The sequence below is a fragment of the Parafrigoribacterium humi genome, from assembly GCF_040227205.1.
Lineage (GTDB): Bacteria > Actinomycetota > Actinomycetes > Actinomycetales > Microbacteriaceae > Parafrigoribacterium_A > Parafrigoribacterium_A humi.
Genome location: NZ_JBELOA010000001.1, coordinates 82,587 through 106,901 on the forward strand (window position 1 = coordinate 82,587; position 24,315 = coordinate 106,901).

General features: G+C 66.5%; 23 protein-coding genes. 11 read left to right on the forward strand and 12 right to left on the reverse strand.

What is annotated here, in order from left to right:
- The first annotated feature begins 241 nt into the window (after positions 1-241).
- Positions 242-1,639 carry a hypothetical protein gene (locus ABUA28_RS00395; RefSeq protein WP_349901761.1) on the forward strand — a complete coding sequence of 466 codons (1,398 nt, stop codon included), beginning with the start codon at positions 242-244 and terminating at the stop codon, positions 1,637-1,639.
- A gap of 67 nt (positions 1,640-1,706) precedes the next feature.
- Here ABUA28_RS00395 and ychF read toward each other — a convergent pair whose 3' ends face one another.
- Positions 1,707-2,780 (reverse strand): redox-regulated ATPase YchF, encoded by a 1,074-nt coding sequence (gene ychF / locus ABUA28_RS00400; protein WP_349901762.1) that lies wholly within the window; start codon positions 2,778-2,780, stop codon positions 1,707-1,709.
- 159 nt (positions 2,781-2,939) lie between these two features.
- Between ychF and ABUA28_RS00405 the strand changes: the two genes are divergently transcribed.
- Positions 2,940-3,542: an exonuclease domain-containing protein gene (locus ABUA28_RS00405; protein ID WP_349902679.1), complete on the forward strand. Its 603-nt coding sequence runs from the start codon at positions 2,940-2,942 to the stop codon at positions 3,540-3,542.
- 197 nt (positions 3,543-3,739) lie between these two features.
- Here ABUA28_RS00405 and ABUA28_RS00410 read toward each other — a convergent pair whose 3' ends face one another.
- Entirely contained in the window at positions 3,740-5,230 is a 1,491-nt protein-coding gene (locus tag ABUA28_RS00410) for a CoA-acylating methylmalonate-semialdehyde dehydrogenase (protein WP_349901763.1), read from the reverse strand.
- Between the two features lie 134 nt (positions 5,231-5,364).
- Here ABUA28_RS00410 and ABUA28_RS00415 point away from each other — a divergent pair, with 134 nt between their 5' ends.
- Both ABUA28_RS00415 and rmuC read left to right on the forward strand, forming a co-directional pair.
- Complete coding sequence (locus ABUA28_RS00415) at positions 5,365-6,123, forward strand: MOSC domain-containing protein (protein WP_349901764.1); 759 nt, start codon at positions 5,365-5,367, stop codon at positions 6,121-6,123.
- A gap of 53 nt (positions 6,124-6,176) precedes the next feature.
- A complete protein-coding gene (gene rmuC / locus ABUA28_RS00420; RefSeq protein WP_349901765.1) occupies positions 6,177-7,487 on the forward strand; it encodes a DNA recombination protein RmuC in 1,311 nt (436 codons plus the stop codon).
- A 13-nt stretch (positions 7,488-7,500) separates the two neighbouring features.
- Here the strand turns inward: rmuC and glpX are convergent, their stop codons facing one another.
- Together glpX and ABUA28_RS00430 are read right to left on the reverse strand one after the other, a co-directional pair.
- Entirely contained in the window at positions 7,501-8,487 is a 987-nt protein-coding gene (glpX, locus tag ABUA28_RS00425; protein ID WP_349901766.1) for a class II fructose-bisphosphatase, read from the reverse strand.
- A 99-nt stretch (positions 8,488-8,586) separates the two neighbouring features.
- Positions 8,587-9,534, reverse strand: coding sequence for a fructose-bisphosphatase class II family protein (locus ABUA28_RS00430; protein ID WP_349901767.1), 948 nt, complete (start codon positions 9,532-9,534; stop codon positions 8,587-8,589).
- Positions 9,535-9,639: 105 nt separating this feature from the next.
- Between ABUA28_RS00430 and ABUA28_RS00435 the strand changes: the two genes are divergently transcribed.
- Together ABUA28_RS00435 and fbaA are read left to right on the forward strand one after the other, a co-directional pair.
- Positions 9,640-10,098, forward strand: coding sequence for a carboxymuconolactone decarboxylase family protein (locus ABUA28_RS00435; protein WP_349901768.1), 459 nt, complete (start codon positions 9,640-9,642; stop codon positions 10,096-10,098).
- Between the two features lie 64 nt (positions 10,099-10,162).
- Positions 10,163-11,203, forward strand: coding sequence for a class II fructose-bisphosphate aldolase (gene fbaA, locus ABUA28_RS00440; RefSeq protein WP_349901769.1), 1,041 nt, complete (start codon positions 10,163-10,165; stop codon positions 11,201-11,203).
- A 27-nt stretch (positions 11,204-11,230) separates the two neighbouring features.
- Here the strand turns inward: fbaA and ABUA28_RS00445 are convergent, their stop codons facing one another.
- From ABUA28_RS00445 to ABUA28_RS00460, 4 genes are all read right to left on the reverse strand, one after another.
- Positions 11,231-12,415 carry a hypothetical protein gene (locus ABUA28_RS00445; protein ID WP_349901770.1) on the reverse strand — a complete coding sequence of 395 codons (1,185 nt, stop codon included), beginning with the start codon at positions 12,413-12,415 and terminating at the stop codon, positions 11,231-11,233.
- Entirely contained in the window at positions 12,384-13,619 is a 1,236-nt protein-coding gene (locus ABUA28_RS00450) for a sensor histidine kinase (RefSeq protein ID WP_349901771.1), read from the reverse strand. The genes ABUA28_RS00445 and ABUA28_RS00450 overlap by 32 nt, the downstream gene beginning before the upstream one ends.
- Before the next feature lie 97 nt (positions 13,620-13,716).
- The gene (locus tag ABUA28_RS00455) at positions 13,717-14,265 is read right to left on the reverse strand and encodes a DUF6264 family protein (protein WP_349901772.1); all 549 of its coding nucleotides are present in this window, start codon (positions 14,263-14,265) and stop codon (positions 13,717-13,719) included.
- The gene (locus ABUA28_RS00460) at positions 14,262-15,326 is read right to left on the reverse strand and encodes a 4-hydroxy-3-methylbut-2-enyl diphosphate reductase (RefSeq protein ID WP_349902680.1); all 1,065 of its coding nucleotides are present in this window, start codon (positions 15,324-15,326) and stop codon (positions 14,262-14,264) included. Before ABUA28_RS00460 ends, ABUA28_RS00455 begins: the two co-directional genes overlap by 4 nt.
- A gap of 171 nt (positions 15,327-15,497) precedes the next feature.
- On the opposite strand from ABUA28_RS00460, the gene xseA reads away from it, so the two are divergent.
- The 5 genes from xseA to ABUA28_RS00485 all read left to right on the forward strand — a co-directional run bounded on the left by xseA (position 15,498) and on the right by ABUA28_RS00485 (position 19,856).
- Positions 15,498-16,736: an exodeoxyribonuclease VII large subunit gene (gene xseA / locus ABUA28_RS00465; protein ID WP_349901773.1), complete on the forward strand. Its 1,239-nt coding sequence runs from the start codon at positions 15,498-15,500 to the stop codon at positions 16,734-16,736.
- 10 nt (positions 16,737-16,746) lie between these two features.
- Positions 16,747-16,998: an exodeoxyribonuclease VII small subunit gene (locus ABUA28_RS00470; RefSeq protein ID WP_349901774.1), complete on the forward strand. Its 252-nt coding sequence runs from the start codon at positions 16,747-16,749 to the stop codon at positions 16,996-16,998.
- A 5-nt stretch (positions 16,999-17,003) separates the two neighbouring features.
- Positions 17,004-17,693: a DUF4245 domain-containing protein gene (locus tag ABUA28_RS00475; protein WP_349901775.1), complete on the forward strand. Its 690-nt coding sequence runs from the start codon at positions 17,004-17,006 to the stop codon at positions 17,691-17,693.
- Positions 17,694-17,719: 26 nt separating this feature from the next.
- On the forward strand, positions 17,720-18,364 hold the full coding sequence (locus tag ABUA28_RS00480; protein ID WP_349901776.1) for a carbonic anhydrase: 645 nt from the start codon (positions 17,720-17,722) through the stop codon (positions 18,362-18,364).
- 88 nt (positions 18,365-18,452) lie between these two features.
- On the forward strand, positions 18,453-19,856 hold the full coding sequence (locus ABUA28_RS00485; RefSeq protein ID WP_349901777.1) for a class II fumarate hydratase: 1,404 nt from the start codon (positions 18,453-18,455) through the stop codon (positions 19,854-19,856).
- Between the two features lie 36 nt (positions 19,857-19,892).
- Here ABUA28_RS00485 and ABUA28_RS00490 read toward each other — a convergent pair whose 3' ends face one another.
- The 4 genes from ABUA28_RS00490 to ABUA28_RS00505 form a co-directional block, all read right to left on the reverse strand.
- Positions 19,893-20,669, reverse strand: a complete 777-nt coding sequence (locus ABUA28_RS00490; protein WP_349901778.1) for a hypothetical protein — start codon at positions 20,667-20,669, stop codon at positions 19,893-19,895.
- 81 nt (positions 20,670-20,750) lie between these two features.
- Positions 20,751-22,115, reverse strand: coding sequence for a PhoH family protein (locus ABUA28_RS00495; RefSeq protein WP_349901779.1), 1,365 nt, complete (start codon positions 22,113-22,115; stop codon positions 20,751-20,753).
- A gap of 181 nt (positions 22,116-22,296) precedes the next feature.
- Complete coding sequence (locus ABUA28_RS00500; protein WP_349901780.1) at positions 22,297-23,415, reverse strand: aminotransferase class V-fold PLP-dependent enzyme; 1,119 nt, start codon at positions 23,413-23,415, stop codon at positions 22,297-22,299.
- A 70-nt stretch (positions 23,416-23,485) separates the two neighbouring features.
- Positions 23,486-24,271: an isoprenyl transferase gene (locus ABUA28_RS00505; RefSeq protein WP_349901781.1), complete on the reverse strand. Its 786-nt coding sequence runs from the start codon at positions 24,269-24,271 to the stop codon at positions 23,486-23,488.
- Positions 24,272-24,315 lie beyond the last annotated feature (44 nt).

The window sequence follows — 24,315 nt, forward strand, 5'->3', positions numbered from 1 at the left end:
GACCAGCGTTACACATTTAACGCCGAGCGTCAATAACGCCAGGCGTTAAGTTGTTCAGGGCACCGTCTCGTCTCGCTTTGCTCGCTCGACGACCGGCGCCTCCTCACATGTTGAAGCGGAACTCCACCGGGTTACGTCACCGATAGGCATCATGGGTGCGGAGCTTGTCGGTTCGGGCCGCTGCAGCGACCGTTGCATTGCCACCGTCTCAGTGCATTGCGGTTTTCGGTAACGTTCACGAGTGACCTTTAACGCTCGAATCGAGCCCTATGTTCTCAAGATGGGACAGTCGTTCACCGTGTTCGTCAACGATGCGCCGGAGTGGTCGAACAAGACCATCAGTGTGCAGATCGAATCGAGCGACGACATCGAACCACTGATGATGGCGATGTCATTCTCGATGGAGATCGGGGACGACGGCGCGGGAAGCTGGCACCATGCTTCCGGATTCGAGATCGACCGAGAAAGCGTCGTCTTCGTCTCGGCGGCCGGAATCGCCCCGCCACCGATTGATCCCGAATCGCCGCAACCTTCGGCTCCACCGGAACTCCATTATCCCGAGTACGTGTCAATGACAGCACTGAACTCGCCGACCACGGCGAGTGACAAGGTCGTCGAGTTGTACTTCAGGCTTCAGAAGCGTAGGGAAGCGCGGTTCCAGCAACCAATCGGCACACCGGGTCAGGGCGTGCAGTTCCGCGCGGCCGTTCTCGTCGAAGGGCTGCTGATCACGCAGCCGATCCCGACCACGCACGGCACCGTGTACCCGCAGGTGATCGAAGTCCACGAAGGCGACCTTCGCGATCTCATGAATGCCTCCCTCGAGCACTTCCGGTGGCCAGGACGCGTCAATGACGAGGCATGGAACCAACGACTTCGCCGCAACGACTTCTCGGTGTTCGAGTTCCCGCAGATCTGGGCCGGAGACGAAACTGAAGCCGACGCTCTCGCAATGGCCGAGACCGACAAGCTCATACTCACGCTCGCCTACCTGCGGTACGCGGCCCCCCGGCCGATCATGGTTGCGCTTGAGAGTCGCACGCCGCAGCGCATCCGCTTCCGCAGCCTCCGCGAAAGCTACACCGGGAACCTCCTCGGCGGAATTATGGGCGGTGAAAGCTCTCGCGAAGTCCTCCGTGTTAGTAGCGCTGTGGCCACGGCACCCGAAGTGGAATTGTATGTCAATCTGCATCTTGAAGCCCGACGCGAAAGGCAGGAGGACTCTCGCTACTTCAAGCTCTGGGCCGTCCTCGAGACGATTGCGATCAACGAAGTCCCCGACGGTGCGAAGGTCTTTCTAGACGACGGCTCTCAATGGCCAGATGGGGGCACTACTAGCCAAGCGGCTCCTCGCGTATTCGAACTTGCCAGATCAGCTGGCCTCGCAAGCCGCCAATGGCCCGACGGCGGTGACCTCTACAACTTCATTCGTACGGTTTATGGACGACGTAATGCCACAGCTCACTATGGGCGCTTCATCCCTACCGATCCTGTGCAGCAAATGCAGTCGAAGTGGTATCCGTGGGCTGTCAAGACGCTCACTGTAAGAAGCGGGCATCCAGGATGGCTCTGGGAGCTCGACAGCATCGTTCACGCGGTAGTTGGATCCCAGATCACCAAGAATGCGGCGGCCATCTGATTCGAAAGTCACTGACCACTGACGGACGACCCCATCGCGACGTCCGAGCAGGAACAAGACTGCACTACTAGACGTTGAAACGGAACTCCACCACGTCGCCATCCTGCATGACGTAGTCCTTGCCCTCGATACGGGCCTTGCCCTTAGCGCGGGCCTCGGCGATCGAACCGGTCTCGATGAGGTCGTCGAAGCCGATCACCTCGGCCTTGATGAAGCCCTTCTCGAAGTCGGTGTGGATGACGCCGGCCGCCTGCGGGGCCTTCCAGCCCTTGTGGATGGTCCAGGCGCGCGCCTCCTTCGGACCGGCAGTGAGGTAGGTCTGCAGGCCGAGGGTGTCGAAGCCGATGCGGGCGAGCTGGTCGAGGCCACTCTCTTCCTGGCCGGTCGACGCGAGCAGTTCTGCCGCATCCGCTGCATCGAGGTCGATGAGCTCGGACTCGAGCTTGGCGTCGAGGAAGATCGCCTTCGCGGGCGCGACGAGAGCGGCAAGTTCTGCGAGCTTCGCGGCATCGCCGAGGATGCCCTCGTCCACATTGAAGACGTAGATAAACGGCTTCGAGGTGAGCAGGCCCAGCTCGCGAATCGGCTCGAGGTCGACGGACGACGCCGAGAGCGGCTTCCCAGCGTTGAGCCATTCCACCGCGGCCTTCGCGGTCTCGAGCACGACGGGCTCGGTGCGCCTGGTCTTGACCTCTTTCTCATAGCGCTCGACGGCCTTCTCGAGTGTCTGCAGGTCCGCGAGGATGAGCTCGGTATTGATGGTCTCCATGTCTGACGCCGGGTTCACCGCGCCGTCGACGTGCACGACATCCGCGTCACTGAAGCCGCGGATCACCTGCGCGATCGCGTCCGCCTCGCGGATGTTCGCCAGGAACTTGTTGCCGAGCCCTTCGCCCTCCGATGCGCCCTTGACGATTCCCGCGATGTCGACGAACGACACCGGAGCCGAGACGATGCGCTCGCTGTTGAAGAGTTCGGCGAGCGCCGCGAGCCGCGCATCAGGAAGATTCACGACGCCCACGTTCGGCTCGATCGTGGCGAAGGGGTAGTTCGCCGCGAGCACCTGGTTCTTGGTCAGCGCGTTGAAGAGGGTGGACTTGCCGACATTCGGGAGTCCGACGATTGCGATAGTGAGAGCCACGAGGCCCAATCGTACCGGGGCAATTCATAACTCCGGCAGAATGCCCGCGCAAACCCGAGGCGGGACCTCGGAAGACCCGTCAGCCAGAAATTGCCTGAGTTGCGACAACATAGGCGGGTCATGTGGCGCACGGTCAGCGGCGCGTGCGACGATACCGGCATGGCCGTCGACTTCACCGCAATTGATTTTGAAACTGCCAACTCCTCCAGCGCTTCCGCGTGTTCGGTGGGGCTCGTCAAGGTGCGGGACGGCGAGGTGGTCGACGAGAAGTACTGGCTCATCAAGCCACCGCTCGGTCACGACTCCTTCAACGAGTGGAACGTGCGCATCCACGGCATCATGGCCGCGGATGTCGTGGACGCCCTGCTCTGGCACGAACAGCTTCCCGAGCTGGTCGCCTTCGCCGACGGCGACATGCTCGTCGCGCACAACGCCGGATTCGACATGGGCGTCATCACGGCGGCCTGCGCGGCCAGCTACGTCGAGACACCCTCGTTCTCCTACCTGTGCAGCCTGCGCGTCGCACGCAAGACCTACAATCTCGACTCCTATCGACTGCCGGTCGCCGCGATGGCCGCGGGCTTCGAAGATTTCGAGCACCACAATGCTCTCGCGGATGCCGAGGCCTGCGCCGCGATCATGGTGCACGCGGCCAAGCGCCACGACGCCGCCGACCTCGCCCACCTCGCGACGATCACGGGAACGCGCATCGGAGTGATCGGCGCTGCGGCGGCCGACACGCGCTCGATGGCGCTCGGCTGACTTCCCGATCGGCGCAGCTCGCGGCGGGAGATATTCCCTCGCGGCGGGAGCTACACGCGCGTATGGCGGGAGAAACAGTCTCGCGGCGGGAGTCGTAACTCCCGCCGCGAGTGACTTTCTCCCGCCGTGGCTGCGCAACGCAGCTGCACAACGTGGCTGCACAACGTTGCGCAGCCGCCGGAAGCGATAACCCGGCGCTAGTGGTTCTCGGGGAAGCCCAGGTTGAGTCCACCGTGCGAGGGGTCGAGCCAGCGCCTCGTTACGGCCTTCTCCTGCGTGAAGAAGCGCACGCCATCCGTGCCGTAGGCCTTGGTGTCTCCGAACATCGAGTCCTTCCAGCCGCCGAAGGAGTGGTACGCCACCGGCACGGGGATCGGCACGTTGATGCCGATCATTCCCACCTGGATCTCGCGCTGGAACTTGCGCGCCGCCCCGCCGTCGTTGGTGAACACCGCCGTGCCATTGCCGTACGGGCCGCTGTTGATGAGCTCGATGCCCTCGTCGAAGCTCTTCACCCGGATGACAGAGAGCAACGGCCCGAAGATCTCGTCGACGTAGACCTTGGAGGAGACCGGAACACCGTCGAACAGCGTCGGCCCGAGCCAGAACCCGTCTGACTCGCCGTTGGGCTTGGCGTCGCGGCCGTCCACGACGACCGTAGCGCCGTCCTTCGCGGCGAGGTCGATGTAGCCGGAGACCTTGTCGCGGTGCTCCTTGGTGATGAGCGGGCCGAGGTCGCAGGAACGCAGGCCGTCGCCGATCACGAGGCCGGCCATCCGCTCGGCGATCTTCGCCACGAGCTCGTCGGCGATCGTGTCGACCGCGACGAGCACGCTGATCGCCATGCAGCGCTCGCCCGCGGAGCCGAAGCCCGCGTTGACAGCGGCGTCCGCGGCCAGGTCGAGGTCGGCATCCGGCAGCACGAGCATGTGGTTCTTCGCGCCGCCGAGCGCCTGCACCCGCTTGCCGTGCTTCGCGGACTGCTCGTAGATGTAGCGGGCGATCGGAGTGGAGCCGACGAAGGAGATGGATGCCACATCCGGGTGTTCGATGAGCGCGTCGACAGCGACCTTGTCGCCGTGCACCACGTTGAACACGCCATCGGGCAGGCCGGCCTCGGTGAAGAGCTCCGCCATCCAGTTGGCCGCCGACGGGTCCTTCTCCGAGGGCTTCAGGATGACGGTGTTGCCCGCGGCGACCGCGATCGGGAAGAACCACAGCGGCACCATCGCCGGGAAGTTGAACGGGCTGATGATGCCGACGACGCCGAGCGGCTCGCGGGTCGTGTACACGTCGACCCCGGTCGACACGTTCTCGCTGTACTCGCCCTTCATGAGGTGCGGGATGCCCGCGGCCAGTTCGACGACCTCGAGACCACGCGCGACCTCGCCCGCGGCATCCGAGAGCACCTTGCCGTGCTCGGCGGTGAGGATGCGCGCGAGGTCCTCCGCGCGCTCGTTGAGCAGCTCGCGGAACTTGAAGATGATCCGCTGGCGCTTCGCCAGGGAGGTGTTCGCCCAGGCGGGGAACGCTGCCTTCGCTGCGGCGACGGCGACGTCCATGTCGCCGACTGTGGCGAGGCGCACCTCCTTCTGCACGGTGCCACGAGCCGGGTCGTAGACGGGAGACGTGCGCGTCGATTCGCCTGTGAATGACGCGCCAGAGAGCCAATGATTCAGGATGTCCATGGCGTCATGCTATCCGCGAGCACGGGAGAAACTCGCCTGAATCGAGCGACTGTATTGTTCTCGAAATGTTCGCCTGATCGGGCCGGAATCGAGGCCCTGTCTGCGCCTCTGGCAAACCGTGGCATCGTGGCTGTGTGCACATCCAGCAAACCGGTCTCACCCCGCTCAAGGGAGGACGTCACCTCGATCACGGCGCGATCGATCTCGCCACGGACGGTCCCGTCGGAGATCGGATGTTCGCCCTGGCCGACCTGGCGCGCGGCACGGTGCTGAAGACGGCCAGGAATCCGGCGCTGCTCGCCAGCACGGCGCGCTGGGGCGACGGCGTGCTCCGCGTCGAGATCGGCGGACGGAGCCTGGAGGCCGTGCCTGAGCCGACCGGCGAATCCCTCCACCTCGACTACTGGGGGCGGCCCGCAGCGGTCGACGTCGTCGGCGGCCCGTGGGCGGGGGCGTATTCCGACCTCCTCGGCGTCCAGGTCGCGCTCACCCGGGCACAGCGGCCCGGCGAGTTCGTCTATGGCGCACCCGTCACCATCGTGACGACGAGTGCGATCAGGCGTCTCGGGGAGCGCGTGGGCCATGCCATCGACAGCCACCGGTTCCGAGCCACCTTCGTCATCGACACGGACGGACTGGATGCGGCGGTCGAGGATTCCTGGATCGGCACCGAGCTGCGGCTCGGGTCCGCTCGCGTGCGGGTGACCGGCGCCATCGACCGCTGCGCCGTCATCGACCTCGATCCGGCGAGCGGGACATCCGGAACCCGGCTGCTGGAGACGCTCGCGAGCTACCGGCTGCACGGCAGGGCCATCGATTTCGGGATGTACGCGGAGATCGTCACTCCGGGACGGGTGTCGCGAGGAGACGCCGTCACCACCGTGCTCGACTGATCACGTCCGCAGGGCCTCGCGGGAATGTCGCCGCCCACTGGCACACTGGAGCAATGGACCCACTGTCATCGCTCATCCTCGGACTGGTCATCGGCATCGTGCTCGGCGCGGTCATCGGCTGGCTGTTCGCGCGCGGCCGCAGGAGTGCGATACCCGGCGGAGATGTCGACCCCGCGGTGCTGCAGGCGCAGCACGCCGTTGCGCTCTCAGAACTGCGGGCGCAGGAGCAGGCGGAGCAGGCCCGCCTCGGCGCTGATCTCGCGGCCATCCAGGCCACGGCCGGCGCCCTCAAGAACCAGGTTGAGGCCCAGCAGCGGCAGTACCAGGAGCTGCTCGAGCGACAACGCCTCGACGCGGCGACCCAGGCCGAGCGCGAGCGCGCGGAGAGCAAGGTGCTGCAGATGCTCACGCCGGTGCAGGAGTCGCTGCGCACCATGCAGCACAAGGTCACCGAGCTCGAGACCCAGCGCCAGCAACAGCACGGGGAGCTCACCCAGCAGCTCAAGTCCGCAACGGAATCCGAGGAGCGCCTGCGCAGCACTGCAGAGTCGCTCGCCGCCGCGCTCAAGAGCAACAGCACGCGCGGAGTGTGGGGCGAGACCCAGCTGCGCAACGTCGTGCAGGCGGCGGGGCTGATCGAGCAGGTCGACTTCGATGTGCAGTCGAGCATTGTGACGGATGCCGGAGCCGGCCGGCCGGACATGGTCGTCCACCTGCCCGGTGGCAAGAACATCGCGGTCGACGCGAAGGTGCCGTTCAACTCCTACCTCGAGGCAAGTCAGATTCCTGTCACGGCGGTCGGCGAGGAGGGCGCCAAGCGCGAGCAGCTCATCAAGCAACACGTGAGGGCTCTGCGCGCCCATATCGACACGCTCTCGAGCAAGACCTACTACGCCGGGCTCGACGCGTCTCCTGAGCTCGTGATCGCGTTCATCCCGAGCGAGTCCCTCGTCTCCAGCGCGATGGAGGCCGACCCGGCGATCATGGACTACGCCTTCAGCAAGCGCGTCGCGCTGGCCTCCCCCGTCACCCTGTGGTCTGTGCTCAAGACGGTCGCGTTCAGTTGGCAGCAGAACGTATTGACCGAGGATGCGAAGCAGTTGTTCGACCTCAGCAAGGAGCTCTACTCTCGCCTCAGCAAGCTCTCGGAGCACGTGGAGAAGCTGGGCCGCTCGATCGAGCGCAGCGTCAAGGACTACAACGCGTTCGTCGGTTCGCTGGAGCACCAGGTGCTGCCGAGCGCACGCAGGCTGAACCAGCTCGACAAGTCACGGGTGATCGGCTCGATCAGCGGCATCGAAGAGGCCCCGCGCGAGCTCACCGCGTTCGAACTGACGGCCAGCTCAGACCCGGTGGTCGAGTAACACGCGAGGGGCGTTAGCTCCACTTCTCCGCGAGGTGGTCGGCGGAGACCCGACGAATCGTTCCGGACTTGCCACGCAGCACGATCGACTCGGTGTGGATCACCGCACCGGCCTTGCGCACGCCGCCCACGAGCTGGCCATCCGTCACCCCGGTCGCCACGAAGTAGGTGTTGTCGCTCGTGACCAGGTCGTCCGCTTCGAGGATGCGATCGAGGTCGTGCCCGGCGTCTATCGCCCGCTCCCCCTCCTCGTCATCCTTCGGGTGCAGCTTCGCCTGGATGACCCCGCCCAGCGCCTTGAGCGCGCAGGCCGTGATGATGCCTTCCGGCGTGCCGCCGATGCCGACGCACATGTCGATGCGGGTGTTGTCGTCCCTGGCCGCGTTGATGCCGCCGGCAACATCGCCGTCGAGGATCAGCCGAGTGCCTGCTCCCGCATCCCGAATCTCGTCGATCAGCTCGAGGTGCCGCGGCCGGTCGAGTACGGCGACCGTGATGTCGGAGACATCCTTGTGCTTCGCCTTCGCGAGCGCGCGGATGTTCTCGCCGATCGGCTTGCGCAGGTCGATCACGCCGCGCCCCTCGTGCCCGGTCACGATCTTGTCCATGTAGAACACGGCCTTCGGGTCGTACATGCTGCCGCGGTCGGCCACAGCGATCATCGACAGCGCGTTCTGTCGTCCGGATGCGGTGAGCGAGGTGCCGTCGATGGGATCCACCGCGATGTCGCAGCTCGGCCCGTGGCCGTTGCCGACGTGTTCCCCGTTGAACAGCATCGGCGCGTGATCCTTCTCGCCCTCACCGATGATGACGACGCCGTCGAAGTTGACGGTGCCCAGAAACGTGCGCATCGCATCCACGGCAGCGCCGTCTGCCGCGTTCTTGTCACCGCGACCGATGAACGGCACGGCACGGATAGCCGCCGCCTCGGTCGCACGCACCAACTCCATGCCGAGGTTGCGGTCTGGTTGCAGGTACATGCTGTCGGTCTGAAGGCCCATGTTTCAAGCTAAGCAGGGGAAATCGAGGCATTTCGGAGGTGGCCCCGCGAAAGATCGGCCATTCTTTAGAGAAGGTGACGTTTGTCGCCGGCCGAGCGCTCAGAAGTGCGGATGCCGCCGCGTGAACCGTCGCATACCGCGGCGAGGGTCGACGACCCAGGAATCCGTGGTGACGCCGTCGTCGTCGCGGAGCACACCGGCCAGGGTGTCGCCCGCGGTCACGGCCGTGAGAAAGAGGTAGCCGTCACTGTTCACGAGGTCGTCGAGCCCGAGCAGGCGCTCGGTCGAGATGCCGGCAGCTGTCGTCCTCGCGATCTCCTCCGGATGCTGCGGCGCGAGCCGCGCCTGCATGTGACCGCCGAGCCCGCGCACCGCGGCGGCGGTGAGCACGCCCTCTGGTGCGCCGCCGATGCCGAGGACAAGGTCGATGTCTCCGTCGACGCGAGCCGCCCGCACGGCCGGGTCGACATCCCCGTCCTGGAACGGCATGACGAGCGCACCGGCCGCCCCGGCCTCATCGAGATAGCGCTGGTTTCTCGCACGGGTCTGCACCGCGACGCGCAGCTCGGCGACCGGCTTGCCCAGGGCATCCGCGAGCTCGCGCACCATCTCGCCGACGGGGCGGTCGAGCCCGAGCCCGCGGCCCGCGCCGGCGCACACGAGCTTCTCGAGGTAGAAGACGGGCCCCGGGTCGAAGAACGCCCCGGATGCCGCGACCGAGAGCACGGCGACAGAGCCCGGCAGGTCCTCGGCCGCCAATCGCGTGCCATCCACAGGGTCGACGGCGATGTCGAGCGCCGGACCGTTCCCCGTGCCGAGCCGCTCGCCCGCGAACAGCATGGGAGCCTTATCCTTCTCGCCCTCCCCCACCACCACGGTGGCGTCGACGGGGATGCTGTCGAAGGCGACGCGCATCGCACGCACAGCGGCGCCATCCACCGCCATCTTGTCGCCGGAGCCGACGAACCCGCTCGCGGCGATCGCGGCGGCCTCCGTCGCGCCCAGGAGCCGGTCGACCAGCTCGTCGCCCAAAGAGAGTTTCTGCACCCAGCCATCCTCCCCCACAGTTTTACCCGAGGGAGAGCACGTGGAGAGAGGGGAAGTGTGAGACTGGAAGGGAGATCGGCGCCAGCCGAAGAAAGAAGCACGACGATGTCTGCCGAAGAGCGCATGTCCGTCCACGAGATCGATCCTGAGGCGTACCAGTCGATGTACGCGATGGAGAAGTACATCCACAAGGGCAGCCTCGGAGAACCCCTGCTGGCACTCGTGAAGATGCGGGCGTCGCAGATCAACGGATGCGCGTACTGCCTCGACATGCACGCGCGCGAGGGGCGTGAGGCCGGCGTCGACCAGCGCAAGCTCGACGTGCTCGCCGGATGGCACGAGGCAACCGTGCTGTTCTCCGAGCGGGAGCAGGCCGCCATCGCGCTCACCGAGGAGGCCACACTCATCAGCGAGGGTGGCGTCTCCGATGCGGTGTGGAACCGGGCCACTGCGGCGTTCAGCGAGCAGGAGGTCGTGACCCTGCTGATGGCCATCTCCGCCATCAACGTGTGGAACCGGCTGGCCATCGCCACCCACCAGGCCCTGCCGAACGCATCCGCCTGAGGCGCAGGCCTCGCCTGCCGCTCCGATAGACTCTTTGGCGGATATCAGCTACCGAGGAGACGTCATGCCTATCGCAACCCCAGAGCAGTACGCAGAAATGCTCGACAAGGCAAAGGCGGGCGGCTTCGCCTACCCCGCGTTCAACGTCTCGTCGTCGCAGACGATCCACGCCGTGCTGCAGGGTCTCACCGAGGCGGGCTCCGACGGCATCATCCAGGTGACGACCGGTGGCGCAGACTACTTCGCGGGCCAGACCGTCAAGAACCGCGCATCCGGTGCGCTCGCCTTCGCCGCCTTCGCCCACGAGGTCGCCAAGAACTACCCCATCACGGTCGCACTGCACACCGACCACTGCCCGAAGGATGCCCTGCCCGGCTTCGTCTTCCCCCTTATCGAGGCGTCTGAGGCCGAGATCAAGGCCGGCCGAGGCCCGATCTTCCAGTCCCACATGTGGGACGGTTCAGCCGTCCCGCTGAAGGAGAACCTCGAGATCGCCAAGGAGCTCCTGCCGAGGATGAAGGCGATCAACGCGATCCTCGAGGTGGAGATCGGCGTCGTCGGCGGCGAGGAAGACGGCGTGAGCCACGAGATCAACGAGCACCTCTACACGACGCTCGATGATGCGATTGCCACGGTCGAGGCGCTCGGCCTCGGCGACTCTGCTGGCTACCCGAATGGCCGCTACATGTCCGCGCTCACCTTCGGCAACGTGCACGGCGTCTACAAGCCAGGTAACGTGAAGCTGCGCCCGGAGCTGCTGGGCGAGATCCAGGCAGGCGTCGCCGCGAAGTACGGCACGGGCGCGAAGCCGCTCGACCTCGTCTTCCACGGCGGCTCGGGGTCGACCGACGAGGAGATCGCCACGGCCGTCGCCAACGGTGTCGTGAAGATGAACGTCGACACCGACACCCAGTACGCGTTCAGTCGCTCGATCGCCGACACCGTGCTCAAGAACTACGACGGCTTCCTCAAGGTGGATGGCGAGGTCGGCAACAAGAAGGTCTACGATCCGCGCTCCTGGGGCAAGATCGCCGAGACCGCGATGGCCAAGCGCGTCATCCAGTCCACCGAGCAGCTCGGCTCCGCGGGCCACTCCGGCAAGTGACGCCCAGCGAGTAAGGGGTCGAGCGGCTCAGGCCGTTCCGCCTTCGCCCGAGTCGCGCGACCCTTCGAAGTGCATGTGCATGAGGTGTCCGTCGCTCCAGGAGAGTCCCTCGAAGGCTGTCTTGAGCGTGAGGTAGTACGGCGCGAGATGCATCGTGCGCCTGCCCTCCGGCAAGGAGACATCCATGCTGACGCCCACCGCGGTGGTGCCGTTCTTCTGGCCGCGCAGTTCGACGAGCACCGCTGCGGACGTGGCGTCCGGCGTGTCCAGGATGGCCGTGATGAGGCCCGTGAGTGCCAATTTCTGCGCGTCGTTCATCGCGTCGGCACGGTTCTCCGGATCCATCACGACGACGGGCCTGCCCGCCGCGAGGGCGTCGAGCCAACTCGCATTCGTGCGCGAGACGAGGTCGTCGCGCAGGCGACGTGCGAGCTGACCGGCGACCGCGCGATCCGTCGCGGTGACCGACCCCGTCTCGGCCAATTGCGTGAGAAACGGCGTGACGCGTGCGGTGAGCATTGCGAGGGCATCCCGCTCTGTCCTCTGGGCCGCGTCCTGCACGGCGAGGTCGCCCTGACCTCCACCGTCATGTGTGCTGTCACGCTCGGCGAGCATTCGCTGCACGGTGCGCACGACGAAGACGCTGAAGAAGGATGACGCCGCCAGGCCCAGCAACGGCGCCGTCATGACGATCACCACCACGCCCGACACCGACCACACGCCCGACCCTGCAGGGAAGGTCACCGCGCCGATGACACCGACCACCGCGGTCGTCGCCAGACCGAGTACAACGAGCCTGCGTACCGGCAGGTAGGGAGCGAGGCTCGCGATGGCGAGACCCACCGCGCCGGACGCCCACCACTGCTCGACGGATTGCCCGTCCGGCCCGTTGTTCAGCCCGGAGAGCAGGCATCCGCAGAGCGAGATCAGCAGGACCAGCACGGAGGCCGTCCAGCCGATCGGAGGCCGACGGGGTCGCGTGGCGACATGCGCCAGAACACAGGCAGAACTGCACACGAGCACGGCAGCCAACTGCATCGCGATGACGGCACCGTCTTCATAGCCGGCAAAGACCAGAAGCGGCCCGACGACGACGATCATCGCTCCGAAAGCGAGGGGTGCGAGTGGACCGACGAACCAGCTCAGCGGATCGACGGCCTGGGCAGAACGACCCCGCGTGCTACTCCGCTGCGGCGACGCCTGCATCGTCATCACCACCCGCCGGATCGGACACGGCGGGCACCGAGATCAATACGGAGGTCCCGTTGCCGGGAGACGACCAGATGCGCACGTGGCCACCGACGGCCTCGACACGCTGCACCACAGCGACCCTGATGCCGAGTCGATCCTGCGGCACCGCGTCCGGATCGAAGCCGCTGCCTTCGTCGATGACCATGATCGTGCTCTCGCCGTCTTCCTGGCCGACGACGAGCTGTGCCACAGTCACGCCGGAATGGGCGAGCACGTTCTCGAGGCAGGCCCGCGCCGCGTCGACGGCCGCCGTGCCCGCCTCCGTGGTTGCACGCAGAACGGTGCTCCCGTTGCCGCTCAGGTGCACGGTGAGCCCGCGCCACTGCATCTCACTCACGACGCTCGCGAGGCGGTTGCGCACGACGGCCTCCGACCGATTCGCCTCGGCCACGTCCCCCGTCTGGCTGAGCCACTCCGCGCTCGTGAGGGTCGCGACGTCGGAGCGGAGCCGCTCGCGCGCGGGCTCATCGAGGGCATCCGGGGCGTTGATGATGAAGGAGAGGTCGCTCAGCACCGTGTCGTGCACGACCGTGACCGTGCGGCGAGCGAGATCACGCTCGGCTTCGATCCTCCTGGACTCTTCCTCCACCCTGGCGAAGTCGGGAACACGTCCCCGCTGACGGCGCTGCACGAGCCCGAGTGCGGCGTAGACGGTGATATAGAGCACGATCACCAGGGTCGGGCCATAGCCGGGAACGAATGCCTGCCCGATGATCTGCGCTGCCACCACGGATGCGCCGATCGAGACCGCATAGCCCAGGAGGCACCAGAGGATGCCGACAATGGTGCTCGACGACAGCGTGCCGACGAGCACGATCGCGACAGCCGGGCGATTGACCAGGTAGGTCGCATCGCTCGCAAGACTCGGATCGGCGCTGAGGATTCCCAGCTGGTACACGGTGACGCACACCCCACCGACCAGCAGGTAGAGCGCGACCACCCAGCTCGCGGGGCGCTGCGCCGCAACGATGAGCGCACAGATCATCACGAGCAGTGCGATGAGCGGAGTCGCGAGGTGCTCCTGGAACCCCCTCCGCCAGAAGACGTCGAGCAGGCCGGGAAGGTCGAGCACCAGGATGATGAGGGCGACCACCCAGATCCCGCGCGAGATCGCGCGATTGATGATCGCGGAGGCTGCGGCGCGCGGCAATACAGCGATGGTCATCCGCGCCCCCCGGTCGTCCGAACACAGTCCCCGCCAATTGTTGCAGCTATCGCGATGCGATCTGCACCCCCGTATGGGCGGGGCGAAGAAACGGCGACTATTTCTGCAGCGAGCCCATGTAGGCGATGAGCCCGGGATCACTGAGCAGGGCCACGAGGGTCAACACAATCGCGACGGTCCCCGAAATGGCCGCGCCGATGATGGGAATGTAGAACGCCCTGCGGTGGGTGCGCATGAGCCCGATCGACACGGCCGCGGAGATGCCCCAGAGCGCGATCGAGCTGATGTTGATCGCCATCCCGATCGCAGAGGCGAGAGCGACGGGACCGTAGCGCCCCGTGTAGCCCTGCAGCGCATAGGTGCGATCGAGCGTCGCGGCGAGGTCGGATGTGCCGGGGACCGACAGGAGCACCCAGACCAGCCCGATCGCCAGAAGCGTCACCGTGATGACGATGTCGCGCGGTCTATTGAATCGTGCTCTCGCGGCACGCTTCGTCTCCCTCGCAGCGTCGCGCAGCACGGGAACGTCCGGCTGATGCGCGGGCGACGGGTGCTGTGCCTTCTGCGCCGGGAGGCCGAGCGCTCGCGCCTGCTCCTCCGGTGTCGCATACTCGCCGTACTGCGGCCTTGGCCTCTGGTCTGTCATCGTTCCTCTCCATCGAGCGCAGCGGCACGGCGCGCGCCGTCCGACGTTCCGCGAAGCTCCTTGGGGAGCGAGAACACGAGATCCTCCTGCGCTGTGACCACTTCCTGCACCCGCGCATACCCCGCGTCGGCGAGGGCATCGAGCACCTCGCGCACGAGCACCTCCGGAACAGATGCCCCGGAGGTCACGCCGACGGTTGCGACCCCGGCGAGCCAGTCCTGCTGGATCTCGCTCGCGTAGTCGATCCTGTGCGCGCGGGTCGCGCCGTTCTGCAGCGCGACATCGACGAGTCTCATGCTGTTCGAGCTGTTTGCAGACCCGACCACGATCACGAGTTCGGCCTCAGACGAGACCTTCTTGATCGCGAGCTGGCGATTCTGCGTCGCGTAACAGATGTCATCGCTCGGCGGATCCTGCAGTCTCGGAAAGCGTTCCCGCAACAGGCGCACGGTCTCCATCGTCTCGTCGACACTGAGTGTGGTCTGTGAGAGCCAGACGAGCCGCTCGGGGTCGCCCACCTCGATGTCGGGGACATCCGCGGGGCCATTCACGAGGATGGTGCGCTCGGGCGCGTAGCCCATGGTTCCTGCGACCTCCTCGTGCCCGGCGTGGCCGATGAGCAGGATCTGGTAGTCGTCCCTGGCAAACCTCGCGGCCTCCCTGTGCACCTTCGACACGAGCGGGCAGGTCGCGTCGATCGCCTGCAGGCCGCGTTCGGCCGCCGCCTCGACAACGGAGGGTGCAACTCCGTGGGCGGAGAACACGACGTTGGCCCCGCGCGGCACCTCATCGACGTCATCGACGAAGATCGCACCCTGGCTCTCCAGCGTCGAGACGACGTGCACGTTGTGCACGATCTGCTTGCGCACGTAGACCGGGGACCCGTACTGCTCGAGCGCCTTCTCCACGGCGATCACGGCACGATCGACACCCGCGCAGTACCCTCGAGGCGCGGCCAGCAGCACACGCTTGTCTCCCGCGACGGGTTCGTCACGCAGTCGACCCCTCACCGCGGGAATCCGCGGCAGGGGCAGCAACTCGGCGAGGGTGCCGTTGGCGATGGTGCTCACGGCCCCAGTCTAGGGATGCGGCGGTGCAGATCGGCTGGGAGCACCACTCCGCAACAGGACCGCGGAGCGCGGGGCTGGCTCGTTCCTCTCGGGCGCTGTCGCCGCCATCCCATAGCCTGAGAGCGGAAACCACCACATCGACCACGAACGAAGGGCAGAGTCATGACGATCGTCACTGCACCGGCAACAGTCGATGCGCCATGGCCAGTCGCGCTGTTGTCCTCCAAGATCAAGGGATGGATCGACCGGCTGGGCAGCGTCTGGGTCGAGGGCGAGATCACCCAGTGGGGTGTCTCGGGCGGCAATGTGTACGGCAAACTCAAGGACCTCGAGGCGGAGGCCACGGTCGGGTTCACGGTGTGGTCATCCGTTCGGGCCAAACTCCCGGATGACCTGAGGCAGGGCGATCGCGTCGTCGCGCTCGTGAAGCCCAACTACTGGGTCAAGGGCGGAACGCTCACGATGCAGGTGTTCGAGATGCGCCACCTCGGCCTCGGCGACCTGCTCGAGCGGCTCGAGAGACTGCGCCAGAAGCTGCGCTCTGAGGGGTTGTTCGACGCGCGCCGCAAGAAGCCCCTGCCGTTCCTGCCCGCGTGCATCGGTCTCGTCACGGGCAAGGACTCCGACGCGGAGAAAGACGTGCTGCGGAACGCCCAGTTGCGCTGGCCGGCCGTCACCTTCCGCGTGATACACGCTGCAGTACAGGGCGACCGAGCGGCCGCTGAGGTCACGGCAGCATTGCTCAAACTCGATGCCGACCCCGAGGTCGACGTGATCGTCGTGGCGAGGGGCGGTGGCGACTTCCAGAACCTGCTCGTGTTCAGCGACGAGACGCTCGTGCGCACGGCGGCAGCCTGCATCACGCCCGTCGTCAGTGCGATCGGGCACGAGGCAGACCGACCGCTGCTCGACGATGTTGCCGACCTTCGCGCATCCACGCCGACGGATGCCGCCAAGCGCGTCGTGCCGGACGTCGCAGAAGAGCTCGACCGCACCCTTCAGGCGAAGGCCGCGATTCGTCGGCGCATCACCGCGCTGGTCTCGAACGAGATCGACAGGCTGGAACAGCTGCGCTCGCGGCCCGTGCTTGCGAGTTCTGCCTGGCTCGTGGATTCCCGCGCGGAGGAGCTCTCTCGCTACGTGGGCCGGGGCTCCGAGCTGATGGAGCTGGTCATCGAGAGATCCAGCAGAAGAGTGGTCGAATTGCGGGCCCAGTTGCGCGCTCTCTCGCCGCAGCGCACTCTCGACCGCGGCTACGCGATCGCCCAACTGCCGGATGGCTCGGTTCTGCGCGCGGAGAAGGATGCCGCGCCAGGCACTCCCCTCCTCCTCACCCTCGCAGACGGTCGCGTCTCCACTACCGTCGACGACCCGTCGGGAGCGCGCGCGACGGCTGGGTAGAATTGTGGCCGTGGCAGACACCTCCAAGACAGCATCGGCCGACAGCGCGCCGAACAGCGACGTCGCACATCTCAGCTACGAGCAGGCACGAGACGAGCTCGTGCGGGTGGTCGCGGAGCTCGAGCAGGGTTCGTCGACACTCGAGCAGTCGCTTGCGCTCTGGGAGCGCGGCGAGGCACTCGCGCAGCGCTGTGAAGAATGGCTGGTCGGGGCGCGCGCACGGCTCGACGCGGCACGTGCAGCCGCAGGGGCCTCCGACTGATCCGCATGGCAGAGTCTCCTTCCCAGCAACCGCACACGCCGGCCCCGCGCATCGTCGCCGAACTCGGTCGCCCGGAGACCGCGGAGGAGACGGCCGCACGCAAGGCTGAGAGCTCGCGCAGGCACCGGTCGAACCAGACGCTGCTCAACCTCGTGCTCGCGCTCGCGGCCTCGTTCGGCATCGTGCTGTTCCTCGTGCTCGTCGTCGTGCGTCCGTCCATGGATCCCGCTCCGAACGTCGACTACCAGAAGCTTGCCGCGGACGCCCAGCCCACGGTCTCCGAGCCCCTGGCGAGCCCGAGTCTTCCGAAGTCCTGGGGTGCGAACGCGGCGCGGCTGAAGACGGGCTCCGACGGCATCGTCACGTGGTACATCGGATTCATCACCCCCGCACCCCAGTACATCGGGCTGATCCAGGGCATCAAGGCGAACCCCAGTTGGGTCGCCGCGCAGCTCGAGAGCGCCCGCGCGACGGGCGCGGAGACGATCGGCGGCATCGACTGGACGGTGTATGACCAGCGTGACTCCGGCAAAACCGACACCTACGCCCTGACGGCCACCGTGCACGGCAGCAGCTATGTGCTGCACGGGTCGGCGGATGTCGCAGAATTCCACACCCTCGCCACCGCGCTGGCGATGGAGCTTGCCCACACTCCCAAGGCCCAAACCTCCAAGGCTCAGACCCCCGATAAATAGACAGAAGAAGACAGGTAGACAGACAGATGAGCGCAGCAGACAGCACCACCCCCCTCACCCCCGCACAGGCGTGGAAGGAGATGGTGCGCGGCAATGAGAGGTTCATCGCGGGGACGCCGGTTCATCCTCGTCAGGGCTCGGAGCGCAGAGCAGAACTGATCACCCTGCAGGAGCCTCACGCCGTGCTGTTCGGCTGCAGCGACTCGCGCGTCACCGCCGAGATCATCTTCGACAAGGGAATCGGCGACCTCTTCGTCGTGCGCAACGCCGGGCACGTCGTCACGGAGTCCGCGCTCGGTTCCGTCGAGTACGCGGTCGCGCTCCTGCAGGTTCCGCTGCTCATCGTGCTTCGCCACGAGGGCTGCGGGGCGGTGCGCGCGGCCATGGACGCAGAGGCACCGAATGCCGCCGCGCTGCCGCCGCACATCAACTCGCTCGTCGAGCAGATCGTGCCCGCTGTGAAGACCGTGCGTGCCGCGCACGAGCCAGAGGGCGAGCTCGACGCCAGTGAGGTGGGCCACCAGCACCTCGACAACACGATCCAGCAGCTGCTGGAACGCTCGGAAATCATCAGCGACGCGGTCGCCGCGGGTACGCTGGCTATTGTCGGTGCTGGCTACAGCCTCGGCGAAGGCCGCGCCAAGGCCGAGACCGTCGTCGGCGTCATCTGACGCCGAGTACGGCCGCGGGCAGCTGGGCTCCAGACAACACCGCACCTCCAGTCAGAACAGCACCACGAGAACAAGGAAGCACGACGACGTGACCGAGAACAGCACGAGCGACTACCGCATCGAACACGACACGATGGGCGAGGTGCGCGTTCCGGCCGCCGCCCTCTACGGCGCGCAGACACAGCGCGCCGTAGAGAACTTCCCGATCTCGGGCTCCGGGCTCGAAGCCGCACAGATCGTTGCTCTCGCGAGGATCAAGCGGGCCGCGGCGATCGTCAACGGGGAGCTCGGCATCCTCGACGGCAAGATCGTGGATGCCATCGTCGGCGCCGCGGACCAGCTCATCGCGGGCAGGCACCACGACCAGTTCCCCATCGACACCTACCAGACCGGCAGCGGCACCTCGTCGAACATGAACATGAACGAGGTGCTCGCCACCCTCGCGGGCACGGTCAACGGCACTCCGGTGCACCCCAACGACCACGTCAACGCGTCACAGTCCTCGAACGACGTGTTCCCGACTTCTGTTCACCTGGCCGCGACTGGGGCCCTGCTGCACGACCTCATCCCCGCTCTCGAGCACCTCGCCGTCTCTCTCGAAGCCAAGGCCGAGCTGTGGAAGACAGTGGTCAAGGCCGGCCGCACCCACCTCATGGACGCGACGCCGGTCACCCTCGGCCAGGAGTTCAGTGGCTACGCGAGGCAGATCAGGCTCGGTGTCGAGCGCGTGAAGTCTGCGCTGCCGCGCGTCGCGGAGGTGCCTCTCGGCGGCACGGCGACGGGAACCGGGATCAACACCCCCAAGGGCTTTCCCCAGAAGGTCATCGCGCTGCTCGCGAGCGACAGCGGGCTGCCCATCACGGAGGCAGAGAACCACTTCGAGGCCCAGGGCGCGCGCGACGGGCTGGTCGAGGCATCCGGGGCGCTGCGCGTGATCGCCGTGAGCCTCACCAAGATCTGCAATGATCTGCGCTGGATGGGCTCCGGCCCGAATGCGGGTCTTGCGGAGCTGCACCTGCCCGACCTTCAGCCCGGGTCATCGATCATGCCGGGAAAGGTCAATCCGGTGATCCCGGAGGCCGTGCTCATGGTCAGCGCGCGCGTGATCGGAAACGACGCGACGATCGCCTGGGCCGGAGCATCCGGCGCCTTCGAACTGAACGTGGCGATCCCCGTGATGGGGACCGCACTTCTCGAGTCGATCAGGCTGCTCACGAACTCCTCGAGGCTCCTGGCCGACAAGACCATCGACGGTCTCAAGGCGAACGTCGAGCGTGCGCGCGCCCTCGCAGAATCCTCCCCGTCGATCGTCACACCGCTCAACCGGGTGATCGGCTACGAGGCGGCGGCAAAGGTGGTCAAGAACGCGGTGGCCAAGAGCATCACCGTGCGGGACTCGGTCATCGATCTCGGGTTCGTGGAACGCGGAGAGGTCACCCTCGAGCAGCTCGACAGCGCGCTCGATGTGCTCTCGATGACCCACCCGAACTAGCCGGACTCGCGCGTCAGGGCGGCTGGTTGACCGGTACTAGTCGATAACGTGCACTGCGGGGATCTTCTTGCCACTGTCGAAGGTCACGACCTTGCGGTCACCGAGATAGGTGGCGAGGTCGATCGGCAGGAGCACGGGCGTGGATTTGGCCGCGGACGGCTTGACGTTGCAGTGCGCGAGATTGACGGCATTCGATCCATCCGTCGGATTCGGCTGGCCGTAGTAGACCGCGATTCGCACAGTCTCATCGTCTTCCGCGACCACGACCTGCTGCGGGATGCACGCGGCATCTCCTCGCACCTCGACCACGAGATCCGCAGTGTCGAGCGCAGACAGGCCCGGCTGCGGATCCCGGCCTATGTAGCCGACAGACTCATCCGCGTTCTTCACCTTGAGGTGGTCGAGCGAGAACAGGTATTGCGGGTCACGCGATCCCCCATTCACAGCCTGGTACCCCAGAATGGGCTGCTTCACGAGCGAGGCCGGTGGAGAGCCGACCGGGGTGAACACCCTGTCGACCACGACAGGCGCGGGTGAGCCCCACATCTGCTCGATCGGCCCGGGAGGACGCACGTCATCCGGCAGGCTCGCGCGATAGCTGCTGTACATCGCCCAGCCACAAGCGGCGAGCACCACGATCCCCGCGGCCGCAACAACGCGCTGGACGGCGACCATCGCCGCGCCCGGTTCGTTCGCGTACGGCTCGCGCCTGCTCCACGCCGCGAGCACACGCCACTGCCCCCGCGGTGAAATGAATCCCCACACCGTCAGCGCCGCGAGACCGCACGCGAGCATGACTATGAGAATTTCCACATCTCGACCCTACGTTGTCCCCCGAACCGCTACGGCCACATCGCACCCCTGTCGCGCTTTTGTTGCGGAAACGAGTATGAATCACACCATTTCGTTGGACTCGAGCATCTCCGTGACGAGAGCGGCGATCGCGCTCCGCTCCGACCTGGTGAGGGTGACGTGGCCGAACAGCGAGTGGCCCTTGAGCCTCTCGATGACCGCCGCAACACCGTCGTGACGACCGACTCGAAGGTTGTCGCGCTGCGCAACGTCGTGGGTCAGCACGACCCTGGAGTTCTGTCCGATTCGGCTGAGCACCGTGAGCAGCACGTTGCGCTCGAGCGACTGCGCCTCGTCGACGATGACGAAGGCGTCGTGCAGCGAACGGCCCCGGATGTGCGTGAGCGGCAGCACCTCCAGCAGGCCGCGTTCCATGACCTCGTCGAGCACGTTCTGCGAGACGACGGAGCCGAGGGTGTCGAACACGGCCTGTGCCCAGGGGTTCATCTTCTCCGCGGAATCCCCCGGCAGGAATCCGAGTTCCTGGCCGCCCACCGCGTAGAGCGGGCGGAAGACCATGATCTTGCGATGCTGCTGCTTCTCCAGCACGGCCTCGAGCCCCGCGCACAGTGCGAGCGCGGACTTTCCCGTGCCCGCACTTCCGCCCAGGGAGACGATTCCGATCTCCGGATCGAGCAGCAGGTCGATGGCGAGTCGTTGCTCCGCGGAGCGCCCGTGCAGGCCGAACAGTTCGCGATCCCCGCGCACGAGGTCGAAGTGACCTCGGTCGGTGACCCGCCCCAGCGCAGAGCCGCGATCCGAGTGGATGACGAGCCCCGTGTTCACGGGCAGGTCACCCACGAGCCGCGAGGCCAGGTGCCCCCTGTCGTAGAGCTCAGCCATCTGGTCTGAGCCGAGGTCGATCTCCGCCATCCCGGTCCAGCCCGAGTCCACGGCGAGCTCCGCGCGGTACTCATCCGCGGCGAGGCCGATCGAGGCGGCCTTCACGCGCAGCGGGAGATCCTTGGAGACGACCACGACATCCAGCCCCTCGTTGAAGAGGTTGAGAGCGACCGCGAGGATGCGGGAATCGTTGTCTCCGAGCTGGAGACCGGAGGGCAGCACCGAGAGGTTCGAGTGATTGAGTTCCACCCGCAGCGAGCCGCCCTCACCCACCGCGATGGGGAAGTCGAGCCGCTCGTGCTGCACGCGCAGCTCGTCGAGGTTGCGCAGTGCCTGGCGCGCGAAGTACCCGATCTCCGGGTCGTTGCGTTTGCTCTCCAGTTCGGTGATCACGATGACCGGCAAGACGACAGCGTGTTCGTCGAAGCGGAACATCGCCTTCGGATCCGATAACAGGACTGACGTGTCGAGCACATAAGTACGCTCTGCCTGCCTGGGTCGCTGCGACCGGGCCTTCGACTGGGCGGTGCTGGTGTTCTGCCGGGTGATCTGCTGGGGGGCCATGTGCACTCCTCCGCGGGCGCTGGGCGCCCGGTTGCAATCGCACGAACGGCCGCTAACCCCGCCGAGACGAACTTACGTGGCCGCCCGGACCAGACACGATGCCTGGTACAGCCGACGCTATGTCTCCGCCGCAGCCAGCCCGGGCGCGACACGCCAGAGCGCGGGTTTCGCTAGATGAACATCAGGCGCCGACAGCACTCGAGTAGCTGAGAAGGCTCGCGCGGAGCATGTCCAGAGTCTCGTCGGTCGTCGTCGCGTGGGCGCTCAGTCGCACCCTGCCCTGCCTGGTCGTCGCTGTGACGCCGCGATTGTACAGCGACGCCGTGAGCACCGTGAGCTGGTCCGCCGGCGGCTCGAGCACGACGATCCCCGCGCGCTCGTTGTCGGCGCGGGAGGAGACCACCGGCACCCCGTACTCGTCGGCGATCGTGATCATGCGGCCGGCCCGTTCGAGAACGGCCTGGCCGATCTGCGCGACACCGACGGATGCGATGTCCTCGAGAGCAGCGGAGAACCTCGCCTGCGCGATCGGGCTGGGGTTGCTCACGCGGAACGCGGACGCCCCCTTGCGAACGGGACGCAGTTCGTCGAGGGGAAGGTCGTCCTCGGCCATCCAGCCTGTCATGACCGGGGTGAGGGCGTCGGCCGCTCGATCGCTCAGTGCGAGGAAGCCGGTGCTCCACCCGGCGCGCGTCCACTTCTGGCCGCCGGAGACCACGACATCCGCCACCTGGAATGGCGCATCGACGACACCGAAACCCTGGATGGCGTCCACGATGAGCAGGCGATCGCCGATCACCTGGCGAATGCCCTCGATGTCTGCGAGATAGCCGGTGCGGAAGTCGACGAGGCTCACGGCCACGGCGGTGATGCTCGAGTCCAGCTGTTCCTTCACGGCGGCCGGGGTCACCTGGCCATAGTCGGTCTCGAGCCACACCGGCTTCAGCACACCGAGCGAGGATGCCGCGCGATCCGCCGCGAAGGTCAGGCTCGGGAACTCGGCCATCGACAGCAGCACGGAGCCGGTGATGCCGAACATGGCGTGCATGAGGCCCGTGCTCGTGTTGGGCTGGAACGAGACCTGGTCCGGCCTGAATCCGGTCACCGAGGCGATCGCGGCGCGCACGCGCTCGTCCTGTCGTTCGAGGCTGTCGAGACTGCCGAACCTCGCGCGGTGAAGCAGTTCGGCCTGCGCCTGTTCCTCTTCGACGACCGCGCGCCCCAGCGGGCCGATCGCGGCGAAGTTGAGGTAGCCCGGCTCTTCGTCGAAACCGGCTGTGAAATCCTCGATACTTTTCATGACGCCCCCCATTGTCGCAGCTTTCGGGGGCGTCGGCTTCAGCGATCTGCGCGCGGAAACCGAACGGCCGTCACTGGCCGAATCGCCGCTGGCGGGTCGCGTAGTCGCGCAGCGCCCGCAGGAAGTCGACCTCGCGCAGGTCGGGGCCGAGCGCCTCAACGAAGTAGAACTCACTGTGCGCGCTCTGCCACAGCATGAAATCGCTCAGGCGCTGCTCTCCCGAGGTGCGGATGACGAGGTCGGGATCGGGCTGTCCGCCGGTGTAGAGATGCTCACCGATGAGCTCCGGAGTGAGGATCTCGGCGAGCGCGTCAAGCGTGCCCCCGTTGCTTGCATGGCTGTGCACGATGCTGCGCATGGCATCCGCGATCTCCCGGCGCCCCCCGTAGCCGACGGCGAGGTTGATGTGGAGTCCCACGTTCTCGCGGGTACGCGATTCCGCGGCCTGCAGCGCAGCGATGAGTGGCTCAGGCAGGCCCTCCGTCGAGCCGACGTGCTGCACCCGCCAGTCGCGAAAGTGCGAGAGGTCTTCGGCGAGATCGGCGATGATCTCGTAGAGCTGGTCGAGTTCTTCGGACTGTCGGCCGGTGAGGTTGTCGGTCGAGAGCAGATACAGCGTCGTCACCGCGATGCCGAGGTCGTCGCACCAGACCAGGAACTCGCGGAACTTGGCCGCCCCCGCACGGTGCCCGTATGCGCTTGTCGCCAGGGCGTTCTGCTTCGCCCAGCGACGATTTCCGTCGAGGATCATCGCGACGTGCTTGGGCATCTCCTGGGTGGACAGCCAGCGGCGGATGCGGCGCTGGTACAGACCGTAGAGCACACCTCGCCCGAGAGGAACTTCCCGTTTCTGCACACGACAACGCTAGTGCACTCCTCGCCCCGCACTCCCAGCTTCGG